The following is a 14,963-nucleotide window of genomic DNA, read 5'->3' as shown; positions in this document are numbered from 1 at the left end:
GCCGAAGACCCGCGCAACGGTTTGAAAATATTACAAATCGTCATGGCCCGGCTCGTCCGGGCCACCCATGAACACCGGGCGTGCAAGCCGGAACGCCGCATCGCCGCCGCCAAACTGACCGATGTCCGTGTTCATAGGTCGCCCGGACAAGCCGGGCGATGACGGCGAGAATCGCCGAATTGAGTCCCTGCCCTAGTACGGCGTCCCGTCCTTGCGGGTGAACCGGCCGTCGGCGTTGGCGCTCATCATGTCGATGTCGGAGCAGACGGTGACGTCGTCGGGCTGGCGCGAGCCCACTTCCAGATAGACCGCCGTCGCGTCGCCGCGGTTGATCAGGTGGTGGCCGTCGCCGGTGTTCTTCGGGAAAGCCGCGCAGTCGCCGGCCCGCAGCACCGTCTCGCCACCGTCCTCGACCAGCGTCAGTTCGCCTTCCAACACATAGACGAACTCGTCCTCATGGCTGTGCCAGTGGCGCTGGCTCGACCAGTTTCCGGGCGGCAGGCGCATGAGGTTGACCCCGAAGTCGGCCAGCCCGCCGGCGTCGCCCAGCCGCTGCCGGATACGTTCGGCGCAGGGTCCGTTGAACTCCGGCGGATAGCCGGTCCCCTTGCGTTCCGGAACCGCATGGAGATCGACCTTCGGCATCCGGCCGTTCCCCTAGTCCTCGGCGCGGCTCCGCGCCCCGAGTCCGAAGCCGATCGCCAGCCCGATGGCGAAGCCTACCAGGCCGGCGGCCAGCGCCTCGGCCTCGACCGGCGCGCCCAGGCGGCGGCGCACCGAGGTGCGGAAGCCGGCCGCGCGCACCGAGCGCGCCAGGCTGGAGGCCCCGGCCCTGGCCTGGTCCACGGCGCCCGCGATCTTCGCCTTCGCCGTCGCCAGCCGAGTCGCCAGGCGGCCCTGGGCGTCCTCGTTCGGGTCGTAGCCCTCGTATATGTCGAAATATCCGGCCGGCTTCACGCCGCTCGAATTGCGCTGGATCTGGTCGAAGACCACCCACGCCGCGCCAAGGCCGAGCAGCGCAAGCGGGACCGGATTGCGCCCGGCCCGTTCGGCCGCGGCCAACAGCTTGTCCGTCGAACCGCTCATGTTCCCTCTCTTCGCACACCGCTTGTCGCCCTTCGGGCCGGCCGTCGCAACCGCATACTTGGGAACGCAAAGCCTGCCGCGAGGTGGCGCCGGGGCCGACGCAACGATTATACATCGGGGATGTTGCGTCCGATCCTCACCCTCGCCGCGGCCGTGCTGGCCGCCCTCGCCACCTCCGCCGCGGCCCAGGACATCTCGCCCCAGCGGCTGTCCGACATCACCCGCGAGCTGGCCTCCGACCCCTACGCCGGCCGCGCGCCGGGCGGCCCCGGGGAGCAGAAGACCATCGACTTCATCGTCGGCCAGTTCCAGGCGCTGGGCCTGACCCCGGCCGGCGACCACGGCGGCTGGACCGAGGAGGTCCCGCTCTATCGGTTCCAGACCGAGCCCGGCGGCGCCTACGCCCTGACCGTGAACGGCCGGTCCAAGGTCCTGCACGAACCCGCCGACCTCAGGATAGAGACCCAGCGGCCGGTCCCGCAAGTCTCCATCACCGACGCGCCGCTGGTGTTCGTGGGCTACGGGGTCACCGCCCCGGAACGCGGCTGGGACGACTTCAAGGGCTACGACCTCAAGGGCAAGATCGCGCTGGTCCTGATCAACGACCCCGACTTCGAGGCCCAGCCCGGCGATCCGGTGGCCGGCAAGTTCGGCGGCAAGGCGGCCACCTTCTACGCGCGCTGGGTCTACAAGTACGAGGAGGCCGTGCGCCGCGGCGCGCTGGGCGTGCTCATCGTCCACGAGACCGCCGGCGCCGCTTACGGCTGGAGCACCGTCATCGCCGGCGGCGGCGAGAGCTACGACGTCGTGCGCGACGATCCGGCCAAGGCGCGCCTGCTGCTCCAGGGCTGGATCCAGCGCGACCTCGCCGTCGAGCTGTTCCGCGAGTGCGGGCTCGACTTCGAGGCCGAGAAGGCCCGGGCCCGCACCGCCGCCTTCCGCCCCGTGGAGCTGAAAGGCGCAACCTTCTCCGCGGCCTATCGCAACAGCTTCACCAAGCTGGTCAGCCACAACGTCCTGGCCGCACTGCCCGGCGCCAAGCGGCCCGACGAGACCATCCTCTACGGCGCCCACTGGGACGCCTATGGCCTCGGCCCGCCCGACGCCACCGGCGCCACCATCCGCGCCGGGGCCGTCGACGACGCGGTCGGCGTCGCCGCCGTGATCGAGACCGCGCGGGCCTTCAAGGCCGGCCCGCCGCCCGAACGCACCATCCTCTTCGCCGCCTGGACGGGCGAGGAGCGCGGCCTGCTGGGCAGCGAGTACTGGGCCGAACACGCCGGCGATACGCTCGCGAAGATGGCCGGCAGCTACACCTTCGACGTCCTCCAGACCGCCGGGCCGGCGCACGACATGGTCCTGGTGGGCGCGGGCCAGAACCAGCTCGAACGCGGTCTGGCCGCCGTGGCCGCCGCCCACGACCGCACGATCACCCCCGACCCCAAGCCCGACCGCGCGCTCTTCTACCGGGCCGACCACTTCTCGCTGGCCAAGCGCGGGGTGCCCACCCTGCTCTTCATGGGCCTGGGCGGCGGCGCCGACCTCGTTCAGGGCGGCCGGACGGCCGGCGACGCCTGGGTCGAAGCCTACACCGCCCACTGCTACCACCAGCCCTGCGACCGCTGGTCGGCCGACCAGGACTATCGCGGGGCCGCGGCCGACGCCCAGCTCGCCTTCGAGGCCGGCAAGGCCCTGGCGAACTCCGAGCGCTGGCCCGACTGGAACGCCGACTCCGAGTTCAAGGCCATCCGCGCCGGGAGCGCCGCCCAGCGCCGCTGATCGCCCGCTCCCTGACGAGGCCGTTCAGGCGCGGTTCAGCGGCCAGGCGTTGAACTGGGCGGCGACAAGGAGACGATCATGCGCAAGTTCCTGGCCACGACGCTCGCCGCCCTCACCGCCGCCGGCGCGGTGGCCGCGACGGCCACGCCCGCCGCGGCCGATTCCTACCGCTACCGCCACGACTATCGGCGTCACCACAGCGACAAGGGCGACGTGGCCGCCGCGGCCGTGGTCGCGGGCATCGCGGGCCTGGCCATCGGCGCGGCGCTCTCCGGCGGCGATCACGACCGGCGCGACCGGCGCGACAGCTACTCCAGCCGCGGCTACTACGGCGGCTATTCCTACGACCCCCGCTACGACAGCTACTACGGCGGCTACTACGAGCCCCGCCGCCCGCGGGTCTGCACCACGCGCGAACGGGTCTGGGATCCCTACATCCAGCGCCGCGTGACGATCGAGCGCCGCTATCCCTGCTAGATTTCGGGTCTAGCCCACCACCACCCGCTCCTCGCCCCACCAGAGGGGCGAGCGCGGCAGGTCGATGAATTTCCGTTCGTCCTCCAGCAGCAGCTGGCCCGCCGCCTGGGCCTCAGGCCGGCGGCCGTTTTCCAGCACCGCCTCCAGGCTGTCGAACCACAGCTCGGCCACCCCGTCGAACTCCGGCGGGGCCTCGCGGCTGGCCCGCAGGCCCGCGTGGACCTCCGGCGGCAGGCTGTGGCACTGCACGTAGCGGCGGATGCCGAGCTCGGCCGCCACGCTGGCCACCAGCGGGCCGTGCCTATCGAACCAGTAGGCCTGGAACGCCTCGCGGGTCAGGTGCGGCAGGCGAACGAGGCAGAATGTCAGCTTGATCATTGGGGGCGACCTCCGGGATCAACCTATCCTCGCCACGAAACGACGGTCACGCTACCTTCGCGCGCGCAGCCGCTGGCCGGGAGCCATGTCCGATATCCAGGATCTGAAGGCCGAGAACGCGCGCCTGGCCGCCCGGGTGGCCGACCTTGAGTCCCAGCTGGCCGCCAAGCCGGTCATCGACCGCGCCAGCCTCTTCCGAATGGTCAACAACGCGCCCTGGGGCGTCATGACGATCAGCAGCGAAGGGCGCGCCGAGTTCTCCAACCAGACCATCGCACCCTGGCTGCGCGATCCGCCGACGATGGGCCTTCCGGTGGCCGAGACGCTCATCCCGACGCTCTATCGGGCGCTGGAGACGCCTGTCGCCGACGCCCTGGCGGGCCGGAAATCCGCGCTGGATCTCCGCGTGGCCGACGCCAGCGGCGAGACGCGCGAGGTCCACGTCTCGGTCGAGCCGCGCGGTGAACCGGCCAACGGCGCGATCCTCACGCTGCTCGACGTCACCGACACCAACGCGGTCGACCGCGCCATCCGCGAGAACGAGGCCCGGCTGGCCCACATCAACGCGATCAATCCCAGCGTCATCTACATCTTCGACTTCGAGGCCGGGTCTCCGGTCTGGGCGGCCGGGCGCACCGAGGAGGTCTACGGCTTCAGCACCGAGGACATGGTCGCCGGCGGCCGCAAGCTGAGCATGTCCCTGATCCATCCCGACGACCTGCCCAAGGTGACGGAGCGCCTGCGCGATCTGGCCGCCCATCCCGACGGCTATGTGAGCGAGTTCGAGTTGCGCATCCGCCGGCGCGATGGCGGCTATCGCTGGCTGCTCGACCGCGCCGTCGCCTTCGAGCGCACCCCCGACGGCCGCATCGCCAAGACCCTCAGCGCCGCCATCGACATCGACGAGCGCAAACGCGCCGAGGATCGCCGCAAGCTGCTGATCAACGAGCTGAACCACCGGGTGAAGAACACCCTGGCAGCGGTGCAGTCGATCGCGCGGCAGACCCTGCGCGGCGGCCGCTCGGCCGAGCAGACGATCGAGCAGTTCACCGCCCGCCTCGTGGCGCTGTCGGCCGCCCACGACGTGCTGACCCGCGAGAACTGGGAGGGCGCCGCCCTTCGCGAGATCGTCGCCGGCGCGCTGGCGCCGTTCTCGCTCGGGCAGGACCGGGTCGTCATCGAGGGGCCGCAGGTCCGCCTGCCCGCGCGCACGGCGCTGGGCCTGGCGATGGCCCTGCACGAACTGGCCACCAACGCCCTCAAGCACGGCGCGCTGTCCGGCGAGAGCGGCGTGGTGCGGATCGGCTGGTCGGCGTCCGGCGACCGCCTGGATCTGGAATGGCGCGAGAGCGGCGGCCCGCCGACGGCCGCGCCCGACCACGGCGGCTTCGGTGTCCGGCTGCTCACCCAGGGCCTCCCCGCCGAGCTCGGCGGGACGGTCGAGCTGGACTTCGACCCGGGCGGCGTCGTCTGCCGCATCACCGCGTCCCTCGGCGCGCGCCCGCCCGCCCCGGACTGACGCCGAGCCTGTTGACAGGCCGGAATACAGTAAATACTAAACACACAAGAACTGGATTCCGAGTTCTCGCCATCCGGACTGGCCGTCTCGCCCCGCAACACCGCGTCGGCCGCCTGTCCCCCAAGAACTCCCCCCATTGAGGGCGGGTGTCCGGGTGGCGAGCCCCATCCGGAGATTGTCATGCGTGTCCGCTACGCCATTCGCTGGTCGAAACTCACCGAGACCGTAGCTCTCGCCGCCTCGACTATTGGACTGATCGCGGCGGTCGCGGGTCTATTCTGAACCGCGCAAAGCAGATCGCGGTTCAGCCTGGAGGCCTTAACCTCATATCTCTACAACCCTGGCGCGACCTTGCTCCGCGAGGCCGCGATCGTGGCCGTAGTGTCGGGATTTCTTGAGTTGAACGGCTGAAATCCTCCGCGGTTAACGGCGATTCAGCACGCTTGTCAGCGTTACCTTAAAATCCCCCTCGCCAGAGTGCGGCTCAGTCGGGCGCATTCCGCGCGCCGACCACCGGAGCCAGTCCCGTGTCGCAGAACCCGGGCGATGTCGGCAGGCCGCTGAAGGTCCTGCACGTCGACGACGATCCGATGAACCTGCGCGTCGTGCAGGAGATCCTGGGCGCCTTCGGGCACCAGGCGGTGATGGCGTGCAGCGGTGCCGAGGCGCTGGAGCGGCTCGAGGTCGAGCCCTTCGACGTGGTCCTGCTCGACATCCACATGCCCGGCATGACCGGCCTCGACGTGATCAAGCGCCTGCGCGAGAGCACCGGCCCCCAGCGCACCATTCCCGTGATCGCGCTCACGGCCGACGTCTATTCGCGCCGCCCTGCCGAGTACCTGGCGCTGGGCTTCAACGACTTCATGTCGAAGCCGATCCTGGTCTCCAGCCTCATGGCCTCGATCCGCCGCTGCGCGGAACAGGCGCCCGAGGCCCAGCGGCGCGCCGGCTAGTCCTGCGCCTCGCCGTTCAGGGCCGCGGCCAGCCTTTCGCGGTCCAGCTGGCCTTCCCACCGCGACACCACCAGCGTCGCCACCGCGTTGCCGATGAAGTTGGTCAGCGCCCGGCACTCGCTCATGAATCGGTCGACGCCGAGGATCAGGGCCATGCCCGCCACCGGCACGCTGGGGACCACCTGCAGCGTCGCCGCCAGGGTGATGAATCCCGCGCCGGTCACGCCCGCCGCGCCCTTGGAGCTCAGCATCGCCACGCCCAGCAACAGCAGCTGTTCCGGCAGCGACAGGTGGATGCCCAGCGCCTGGGCGATGAAGAGCGAGGCCAGCGTCATGTAGATGTTGGTGCCGTCGAGGTTGAAGCTGTAGCCGGTCGGCACCACCAGCCCGACGACCGACTTGGCCGCCCCGGCGTGCTCCAGCTTCTCCATCAGGCTGGGCAGCGCCGCCTCCGACGAACTCGTGCCCAGCACCAGCAGCAGCTCGGCGCGCAGGTAGCGGATGAGCTTCAGGATCGAGAACCCGTTCAGCGCGGCGATGGCGCCCAGCACCCCCAGCACGAACAGCGCCGACGTGCCGTAGAAGGTCGCCACCAGCGTCGCCAGGCTGGCGATGGAGGCGATTCCGTACTTGCCGACCGTGAAGGCGAAGGCGCCGAACGCTCCGATCGGCGCGGCCCGCATGAAGATCGCCACGAGCCGGAAGAACGCCTCGGCCGTCGCGTTCAGGACCGCCAGGGCCGGCGCGCCGCGTTCGCCCACCATCGCCAGGGCCACGCCGAACGGGATCGAGAAGAACAGCACCTGCAGGATGTTGCCGTCGACGAACGCGCCCACCACCGAGGTGGGAATGATGTCCATCAGGAAGCCGACCACGGTCAGGTCGTGCGACTTGGCCGCGTAGCCCTTCACCGCCGCCTCGTCGAGGCTGGCCGGATCCACGTGCAGCCCGGCTCCCGGCTGCAGCACATTGGCCACGATCAGCCCCACCACGAGCGCGAAGCTCGAGACCACGATGAAATAGCCGAACGCCCTCAGCGCCGTGCCGCCGACCTTGCCGAGGTCGCGCATGCCCGCGATCCCGGTCACGACGGTAAGGAAGATCACCGGGGCGATGATCATCTTCACCAGCTTGATGAAGGCGTCGCCCAGCGGCTTGAGGGCCTCGCCGGTCGCCGGCCAGACATGACCGATCACCGCCCCCAGGACGATCGCGGCCAGGACCTGGAAATAGAGATGCGTCCACAGCGGTCGGCGCTCCGGCGCCTCCGCCGCTGTTCTGATTCGCGCCACGCCGCCTCCCCTTGATCGATGTGCGAACCTAGCGCGCGCCGCGCGCGGGACACATAACTGAAACATCGCCGGCTTAGCCCTGGCGTCACATCAGGTCGCCGGGCGCCCCGCCCGCCCCTCGCGATCGCCGATCGGCGAACGCGTTCTCTGACCGTGTCCTCAATTCTACAGATTTAGGATTTGGCAGGGCCTTGTGTGCTTGGGATGTTGACGTTCGGGGACGCATGCCGGACATTCGAATTCAAGCGCCAATAAGGCGCGCTGCTATTACGGGCTTGGGGAATCGTCCAAATGCTATCCAGGAAGAGCATACTGCTGTCTTGCGCCTGCGCGGCCGCCGCCGTTTCGGGCGCGGCTCACGCGCAGCAATCGTCGGGCAGCGTCAGCACCATCGCAGAACTGGTCGTCACCGCCGAGAAGCGCGAGCAGTCGCTTCAGGACGTGCCGGTGGCCATCTCCGCGTTCACCTCCGAGAACCGCGACCTGCTTGGCATCAACACCATCCAGGACATGACCAACTTCACGCCGGGCCTGCAGTACTCCAGCCAGCTGGACCGCATCAGCCTGCGCGGCGTGGGCCGTCTGTCGAACGTGCAGGCCGCCGACCCGGGCGTGGCCACCTATTCCGACGGCGTCTACACCTCCTCCACCGTCGAGGCGGGCAAGACCCCGATCTTCACCGACCGGGTCGAGATCCTGCGCGGGCCGCAGGGCACCCTCTACGGGCGCAACTCGATCGGCGGCGCGATCAACGTCATCTCCAAGCGCCCCACCCATGACTTCTACGCCGAGGTCCGGGGCTCCTATTCCAACTACGACCACTCGACGATCGAGGGCGCCGTCTCCGGTCCGATCACCGAAGGCCTGCGCTTCCGCCTCGGCGCCAACTGGGACAAGCAGCGCAAGGGCTACTACGACAACGTGGTGCCCGGCATGCCGTCTGAAGGCGGTGTGATCGACACCAAGTACGTCGAATTCCAGCTCGACATGAACTTCGGCGAGCACCTCGACGGCTGGTTCAAGGTCGCGCTCTCCAAGTGGGACAACGGCTCCGGCGGTCCCGGCGCGCGCGCCACCTGGCGCCGCGGCGACTACAACAGCATGAACGAGTTCGGCACGCTGAACCTGACCGGCGACTACGCCTACTCGGGCCGCGTGACCGGCGTCGACGCCTTCGGCGTGACGAGCAATCCGTCGGCCGACAACGCGCGCAAGATCGCCGCCGACACCGCCCAGACCGTGAAGCTCGACCGCACCATCATCTTCGCCACCCAGTGGGCATGGCACGGAGAAGGGTGGGACCTGCGCTATATCGGCGGTGGCACCACCTATCGCTACACCCTGACGTCCGACCTCGACGGCACGGCGGTCCACTCCTACACGATCCCGGTTCCCCCGGTGTTCATCAGCGCTGGGGCCACGCCCTGCGTCGTGGTGCCGGGCTGCCAGCCGCTGACCGTCTACCCCAACTACATCTCGGTCTATCGCGAGGATAAGCACTGGTTCAGCCACGAGCTGAACCTCGCGTCCACCGACGACGGCCCGTTCCAGTGGCTGGCCGGCGCCTATTACTACCACGAATCCTACAAGCAGCCGGTCTACACCTACCTGCCCGATCAGGTTCAGCTCGAGACCCCGGTCGGCGGGCCGCTGAACCCGAACCGCCGTGTCTTCGACAACCGGCCCCAGCTCGCCGATCGCAGCTACGCCGCCTTCGGCCAGATCGACTGGGAGTTCGCGCAGAACTGGAAGACCACGATCGGCCTGCGCTACTCGCACGACCACAAGTACGGCGACGAATCGGCTCGCATCGTTTGCTTCGCCATCGCCGCCTGCCTCGGCGGCGCCCTGCCGGAGGGCCTGGGCTCCTTCACCCCGGCCGTCGACATCACCGGCGCGCTGGTCGCTCCGGGGACGCCGGAAGGCACCACCGGCCCGGCGACCAAGGACGCCCTGGGCTTCTACACCCGCCACTACGACGCCTCGTGGGACGCCTGGACCGGCACCGCGGGCCTGCAGTGGGAGCCCGACAGCAACACCATGCTCTATGGCCGCTACAGCCGCGGCTATAAGGCGGGCGGCTTCCGGGTCGGCATCGACACCACCCTGGGCGCCTTCCCCTACACGGACGCCGAGCACGGCGACAACTTCGAGGTCGGCATCAAGAAGAACTGGAGCCGCCTGCAGACGAACGTCGCGCTCTTCCTGCTGGAGTATAAGAACCTCCAGGCGCCGCTCACGGTGGCCAACACCTCGGGCGCCCTGGCTGTCTCGGAATCGCGGTTCGTGAACGTGCCGAAGGCCGAAAACTACGGCCTGGAGTTCGAAGGCATCTGGTCGCCGATCGACAACCTGCGGATCACCGCGACCTATTCCTACCTCCACACCGAGATCAAGCGGCTGTCCGGCATCGTCGACCCCGACGATCCGACCGCGCTGAACCAGTCGGCCACGCCCCTCACCAACCTGACGCCCTGCGTGTCGGGCCAGGCGCTGTGCGACGTCTTCACGGGCATGCTCCAGCGGCCGCAGGACCTGAAGGGCAACCGCCTGCCCAACAGCCCGCGGCACAAGGTGGCTCTGAACGGCCTCTACACCTGGGACTTCGACATGGGGTCCCTCAGCGCCTCGGCCACCTACATCTGGCGCGACACCCAGTACGGGTCGCTGTTCTCGCGCGGCTACAACAAGTCGCCAGCCTGGGATCAGGTGGACCTGCGCCTGACCTGGAAGGACATCGACAACAAGTACACGATCATCGGCTACGTGAAGAACGTGTTCGACACGATCGGCTACGACGGCGGCGCCTCGGCGACCCGCCGCGCCTACTCCCGGTCGGGCTTCCTGCCGGTGGCCCTCACAGACGTCAACGGCGTCTCGGGCCTGGTCTCCACCTACCCGATCACGCCGCCGCGGACCTACGGCGTCGAGTTCCAGTACCGCTTCTGACCGATCCTTCGGGTTCGGTTGCGAGCGCCCCGGCCGCATGGCCGGGGCGTTTTCGTTTGAGAGGGATCAGCGGCAGGCCGCGATCGCGCGTTCCAGCTCGTCCAGGCGCTTCTCGCGCAGGATCCGGCCGGCGGCCAGGAGCTGGTAGCGGTCGGCCGCGCCCGGCGCGGCGCGGAGCGCGGCGTCGGTGTCCGGATAGCGTGGCGGCGGCCCCAGCGTCTTGGGCACGCAGCTCTTGGGCGGCGCCGGCGGCGCAGGCGGCGGCGCCTTCGGCGGCGCAACCACCTTCGGCGGCTTGGGCTCGATCACCGGCGGCGGCGTCGGGCCCGGCGGCGCCTTGCGATGGAACAGCGTCTCGCAGCCGCCGAGAGCCAGGCTCGCCACTACAGCCAAAAGTAGAGGATAGGAGCCCCGCGCCGTCATTTCTTGAGGTTCGACAGCACCGCCTGGTCGGCGCTCTCCATGCGGGCGCAGGCGTCGATGCCCTCGGGTTGCTGCTCCAGGAGCCGGCGTGCGCCTTCCGGCGTGCGCGCCTTGTCCGCATAGGCCGCGGTCATCTCCTGGCGCGCGGCTTCGACGGCCCGGCACGAGGCCAGCTCGGTCTTGAGCGACTCCTGCTTCCGCTCGGAAGCCTCTGTAAGCTCTGCAATTCGGGCTTCGTAGCCCTGCCGCCGAGCCTCCCAGTCGCTGAGCCGTACGCCGAGGACGACAGCCAGCATCACGGCCACCGTCGTCGCGATCGGGCCGGTCAGCGGACTCGTCAGGGCCTGCTTCAATGCTGTAATCATACTCGCCCTCGCCGCCATTCACGCCGCGCCTCGAGCGGGGAGTCAACTGGCAGGCTGAGGCCATCTCGTGGCCAAACGCCGCACAACTTCTAACTGCGCTATGGTCGGGCGCCGTTTCGGCGGGGATCAGCCGGGGCTGCCGGGGCGCACGAAACACGCTCCGCCGGCGGCTTTCACCCGAGCGCAGAACTGCGTCGCGTCGGCCGCATCGGCGAACCCGCCCACCAGCGCGCGGCGCCAGACCCGACCCTTCACCGTGGCGGTTTCCACCCAGTGGGCGCGCGCGCCGATCTGCGGCGCGAGCCGTTTCAGCAGCCCGCGGGCCTCGGCGTCGGACGCCACCGCGCCCACCTGCACGACCGGTCCCCCGGCCGCCGGCGCGGCCGCGGCGGGCGCTGGCGCCGGCGAGTCCGGCGCCGCCTCGATGGAATCGGCGGCGGCGATCCGCAGCGGGCCGGTCCCGAACGGGCCGTGGAAGGCCGGATCGCACGCGGCCCGCCACACGTTCTCCAGCGCGGTGCCCGCACCCGGAATCCGCCACGAGTCCTCGCCCGCCTGCAGGGTGCGCCGCCCACCCAGGAGATTGCGCGCGGCGAACCCGGTGGTCTCGCCCAGCTTCACGCGCCGTCCGGCGCAATCGGCGCTGACGGACATGCTCCAGCTCAGCGCGCCGGCCCGCTCGTACGACTGGGCGTTCAGCGCCTCGGCGCGGATCACCACCCGTGGTCCCGCGTCAGCCCCGGCCGGCAGCACCGAGACCACCGCGGTCAGGGCCTGCGGCGTCACCGCCAGCACCCGGTCCGGCGGGATGTCGGTCTGGCGTTGCAGCCAGAGCAGCAGCGGGTCGCGTTCGAGACTGGACGGGAACTCCGGCGCGTCCTGCGCCGCCGACGGGCCGCCAAGGGCCAGCCAGACCGCCACCGCTCCGGCCAATCCAGCACGCAGATACATCGTCACTCATCCCCAACTCGCGGGCGCACCCTGTTCGCGAACCCCTGCCCGCGCAAGCGCCCGACGCCCCCCGCCCGCCGAAAACCGTGGCCGATGATTCGCTGCGGGAGCCGCCTGCAACGTCGAAAGCCCCCAAAATGGGTAAGCCCAAGACTGAGGACAGCGAACAATCGCAAGCTGAGCCTAGAATCGGCGGATTCTGGTAGTAAGTCCCGCACGCTGAGATTGATGGCGGCTGGTGCGATCCCCTCCTAGGGGTTCCTTCGCAACGGCGCTTCGGAGCGTCGCCCACGTGAGTCTGAATACCGATCGCACCTATCGCAGTCTCCGCGGTCTGGAAAAGACGGCCTCGACCAGCCGCGTCCTGAACCTCGCCGCGCTCTCCGCGCGGAACGCCAACAACCCCGAGCACGAGAAGAAGCCCTTCTTCGTCGCGCCGACCCTCAACGGCGCGGTGATCCTGCGCCACCGCCTGCGCGACCAGGAACGCGAAGCCTTCGACCGGCCGCGCTACACCGCCACCAAGCTGATCATTCCGTTCGAGCGGTCCGACCTGGCCCTGGGCGGGCGCTCGGTGTTCGTGCAGGAGCGCGCCTGGCTCGACGCCTTCGAGGAACTGCGCGGCGAGGCGCCCGACCTTCAGCGCGACATCGCCGTGCTTGAGGCGATCGACGAGATGCCCTCGCTCGACCCCTTCCTGCTGCGGGAGCACCTCCGCCGCCGGGGCTTCGAGATCAGCGCCAGCCACTTCGAGATTTCGGCGCCCGACCTGGCCCGCATGCAGCGCTTCGTGGGTTCCGAGATCGCCAAGCTGATCGAGTTGGCCTACCGCGACTCCGACGCGAACGAAGGCAACACCAGCCGCCTCGTCGAGGCCCTGCTCTCGTCGCGCACCGACGAACGCCTGGAGCCGTTGCGCCTGACGCTCGGCCTCGAGAAGGAGAACTACAAGGAGGGGATCTTCGCCTGGAAGGGCTTCCTCTACTACAAGTGGGTCCTGAACAGCCTGTGGGGCAACATCCGCGACGTGTTCAGCGAACTGGGACGCGTCAAGGTGATCGGGCCGGTCGACCACGAGACCGCCATCGAGCTGGAGGCGCTCAAGCAGCGCCTGCGCCAGAAGATGGAACGCCAGGTCAAGACGGTGATGAACCAGCTCGGCGTCTACGACCAGGTGTTCTCCGAGCTGACCATCGACGGCAACGCCCTGGCCTTCCGCGACTTCCTGCTGAAGTCACCGGAGATGTTCCTGCTGCTCGGCGAGGGCTGCGGCCTCGTGAGCCACATCGCCACCTACTGGCGCTACCAGTTCCCGCGCGGCCGCCCGCTGTCGGCCAACATCATCCAGCTCATGGATGTGTTGCAGGATTTCGAGGTCAGCCTGGGCTCGGAGACCGAGCTGGCGATCTACTGATCGGCCGCGCTGCGCGCCAGCGGCGCCTCCATCGCGCAGACCAGCCCCTCGGGCTGGAACTCCACGCGCACGGCGCCCCCCAGTTCGCTGGCCAGGCCCTGCTCCAGCATCCGCACGCCGAACCCCTTCTGGCGCGGGCGCTTCACCAGCGGCCCGCCGGTTTCGCGCCACGTCAGGCGCAGCACGCCGTCGTCGGCGGTCCACCGCACGTCCACGCGGCCGTCCGCCGTCGACAGCGCGCCGTACTTCACCGCATTGGTCGCCAGCTCGTGCACCGCCAGCCCTAGCGCCACCGCGGTCTTCGGCTCCAGGGCCAGCGCCGGCCCCTCCATCGCCAGCCGCCCGTCGCCCGGGTGGTGGGGCGCGGTCGCGACGGCGATGATCTGGCCGATCTCGCCGGCCTCCCACTTCTGCCGGGTCAGCACGTCGTGGGCCGCCGACAGCGCCGCGAGCCGGCCCTCGAACGCGTCGCGCGACGGCCGCGGCGCCCCGCGGAACGACTGGAAGGCCACCGCCTGCACGATCGCCAGCGTGTTCTTCACCCGGTGGTTCAGCTCGTTGATCAGCAGCCGCTGGTGGGTCTCGGCCGCCTTGCGGTCGGTGATGTCCACATTGGTGCCCACCACCCGGACCAGCTCCCCGTCAGGGTCGAAGACGAACCGCGCCGCGCCCTCGATCCAGCGCACCGCGCCGTCCTCGCGGCGGATGCGGAACTCATAGCTGACCCGGCCCTGGCCCGAGGCCACGGCCGCGGCGGTCTCCGCCTCGATCCGGGCCAGGTCGTCGGCCAGCACCCGGCGGCGGAAGTGGTCGGTGTGGCCCTCGAACGCGCCGCGCTCAAGGCCGAAGATCTCCTCCATCTCGCCGGTCCAGACGGTCCGCCCGCTCGATAGGTGCCAGTCGAAGATGCCGATGGCGTGGGCGCCCACCGCCAGGTCCAGCCGCTCCTTGCTCTCGGCGATCGCCCGCTCGCGCGCCAGCCGATCGGTCACGTCCTCCGCGGCCACGCCGATGCCGTGGTCGCCCAGGGGCGTCACCTTCAGCGTCACGACCCGCCCCGGGCGCAGCCGGGACGGCGCGGTCATCTGGCCCCCGACGCCCTCGTCCATCGCCTGTTTCAGCAGCGCGATGAAGGGCGAGCCGTCTTGGTTCGGATAGACCTCCCACAGGGAGAGGCCCAGCATCCGGTCGCGCGACAGGCCGAAGAAGGCCTCGGCCGCGGTGTTGAACATCACCATGCGCCAGTCGCGGTCGAGCACGTAGTAGACGTCGCCGATGCTGTCGAGCACCGCCGCCAAACGTGCGTCCGCGACCCCGTGGGGCTTCTTGCCGCCCAAGTCCGTATCCGCCGCTCAGGAAAACCGCCGGGAATAAGAC

At 69.7% G+C, this 14,963-nt stretch carries 14 protein-coding genes; 6 read left to right on the top strand and 8 right to left on the bottom strand.

Annotated elements, in window-relative coordinates; translation table 11 throughout:
- Nucleotides 1-192: 192 nt before the first annotated feature.
- Both GC203_RS13745 and GC203_RS13740 read right to left on the bottom strand, forming a co-directional pair.
- Nucleotides 193-645: a cupin domain-containing protein gene (locus GC203_RS13745; protein ID WP_293455395.1), complete on the bottom strand. Its 453-nt coding sequence runs from the start codon at nucleotides 643-645 to the stop codon at nucleotides 193-195.
- A 12-nt stretch (nucleotides 646-657) separates the two neighbouring features.
- Entirely contained in the window at nucleotides 658-1,086 is a 429-nt protein-coding gene (locus tag GC203_RS13740) for a hypothetical protein (RefSeq protein WP_293455392.1), read from the bottom strand.
- A gap of 120 nt (nucleotides 1,087-1,206) precedes the next feature.
- On the opposite strand from GC203_RS13740, the gene GC203_RS13735 reads away from it, so the two are divergent.
- Together GC203_RS13735 and GC203_RS13730 are read left to right on the top strand one after the other, a co-directional pair.
- The gene (locus GC203_RS13735) at nucleotides 1,207-2,865 is read left to right on the top strand and encodes a M28 family peptidase (protein WP_293455389.1); all 1,659 of its coding nucleotides are present in this window, start codon (nucleotides 1,207-1,209) and stop codon (nucleotides 2,863-2,865) included.
- A 78-nt stretch (nucleotides 2,866-2,943) separates the two neighbouring features.
- A complete protein-coding gene (locus GC203_RS13730) occupies nucleotides 2,944-3,342 on the top strand; it encodes a hypothetical protein (protein WP_293455386.1) in 399 nt (132 codons plus the stop codon).
- A gap of 9 nt (nucleotides 3,343-3,351) precedes the next feature.
- Here GC203_RS13730 and GC203_RS13725 read toward each other — a convergent pair whose 3' ends face one another.
- Entirely contained in the window at nucleotides 3,352-3,720 is a 369-nt protein-coding gene (locus tag GC203_RS13725; RefSeq protein WP_293455383.1) for an EthD domain-containing protein, read from the bottom strand.
- Between the two features lie 85 nt (nucleotides 3,721-3,805).
- On the opposite strand from GC203_RS13725, the gene GC203_RS13720 reads away from it, so the two are divergent.
- Nucleotides 3,806-5,239 (top strand): HWE histidine kinase domain-containing protein, encoded by a 1,434-nt coding sequence (locus GC203_RS13720; RefSeq protein ID WP_293455380.1) that lies wholly within the window; start codon nucleotides 3,806-3,808, stop codon nucleotides 5,237-5,239.
- Between the two features lie 527 nt (nucleotides 5,240-5,766).
- The gene (locus tag GC203_RS13715) at nucleotides 5,767-6,192 is read left to right on the top strand and encodes a response regulator (RefSeq protein WP_293455377.1); all 426 of its coding nucleotides are present in this window, start codon (nucleotides 5,767-5,769) and stop codon (nucleotides 6,190-6,192) included.
- Here the strand turns inward: GC203_RS13715 and GC203_RS13710 are convergent.
- Nucleotides 6,189-7,484, bottom strand: a complete 1,296-nt coding sequence (locus GC203_RS13710) for a dicarboxylate/amino acid:cation symporter (protein WP_293455374.1) — start codon at nucleotides 7,482-7,484, stop codon at nucleotides 6,189-6,191. The two genes, GC203_RS13715 and GC203_RS13710, sit on opposite strands and share 4 nt — an antisense overlap.
- Nucleotides 7,485-7,775: 291 nt before the next feature.
- On the opposite strand from GC203_RS13710, the gene GC203_RS13705 reads away from it, so the two are divergent.
- Complete coding sequence (locus tag GC203_RS13705) at nucleotides 7,776-10,433, top strand: TonB-dependent receptor (protein ID WP_293455372.1); 2,658 nt, start codon at nucleotides 7,776-7,778, stop codon at nucleotides 10,431-10,433.
- A 66-nt stretch (nucleotides 10,434-10,499) separates the two neighbouring features.
- Here the strand turns inward: GC203_RS13705 and GC203_RS13700 are convergent, their stop codons facing one another.
- The 3 genes from GC203_RS13700 to GC203_RS13690 all read right to left on the bottom strand — a co-directional run bounded on the left by GC203_RS13700 (nucleotide 10,500) and on the right by GC203_RS13690 (nucleotide 12,172).
- Complete coding sequence (locus GC203_RS13700; RefSeq protein WP_293455370.1) at nucleotides 10,500-10,817, bottom strand: hypothetical protein; 318 nt, start codon at nucleotides 10,815-10,817, stop codon at nucleotides 10,500-10,502.
- 35 nt (nucleotides 10,818-10,852) lie between these two features.
- Entirely contained in the window at nucleotides 10,853-11,221 is a 369-nt protein-coding gene (locus tag GC203_RS13695) for a hypothetical protein (protein ID WP_293455368.1), read from the bottom strand.
- Between the two features lie 126 nt (nucleotides 11,222-11,347).
- Nucleotides 11,348-12,172, bottom strand: a complete 825-nt coding sequence (locus tag GC203_RS13690) for an SPOR domain-containing protein (RefSeq protein ID WP_293455366.1) — start codon at nucleotides 12,170-12,172, stop codon at nucleotides 11,348-11,350.
- 292 nt (nucleotides 12,173-12,464) lie between these two features.
- Between GC203_RS13690 and GC203_RS13685 the strand changes: the two genes are divergently transcribed.
- Complete coding sequence (locus GC203_RS13685) at nucleotides 12,465-13,586, top strand: hypothetical protein (RefSeq protein WP_293455364.1); 1,122 nt, start codon at nucleotides 12,465-12,467, stop codon at nucleotides 13,584-13,586.
- On the opposite strand, the gene GC203_RS13680 is transcribed toward GC203_RS13685, so the two are convergent.
- Nucleotides 13,580-14,923 (bottom strand): PAS domain-containing protein, encoded by a 1,344-nt coding sequence (locus GC203_RS13680; protein WP_293455362.1) that lies wholly within the window; start codon nucleotides 14,921-14,923, stop codon nucleotides 13,580-13,582. The two genes, GC203_RS13685 and GC203_RS13680, sit on opposite strands and share 7 nt — an antisense overlap.
- Nucleotides 14,924-14,963 lie beyond the last annotated feature (40 nt).

This window comes from Phenylobacterium sp. (assembly GCF_016124325.1).
Lineage (GTDB): Bacteria > Pseudomonadota > Alphaproteobacteria > Caulobacterales > Caulobacteraceae > Phenylobacterium.
This window is presented reverse-complemented; position numbering and strand designations above follow the sequence as displayed.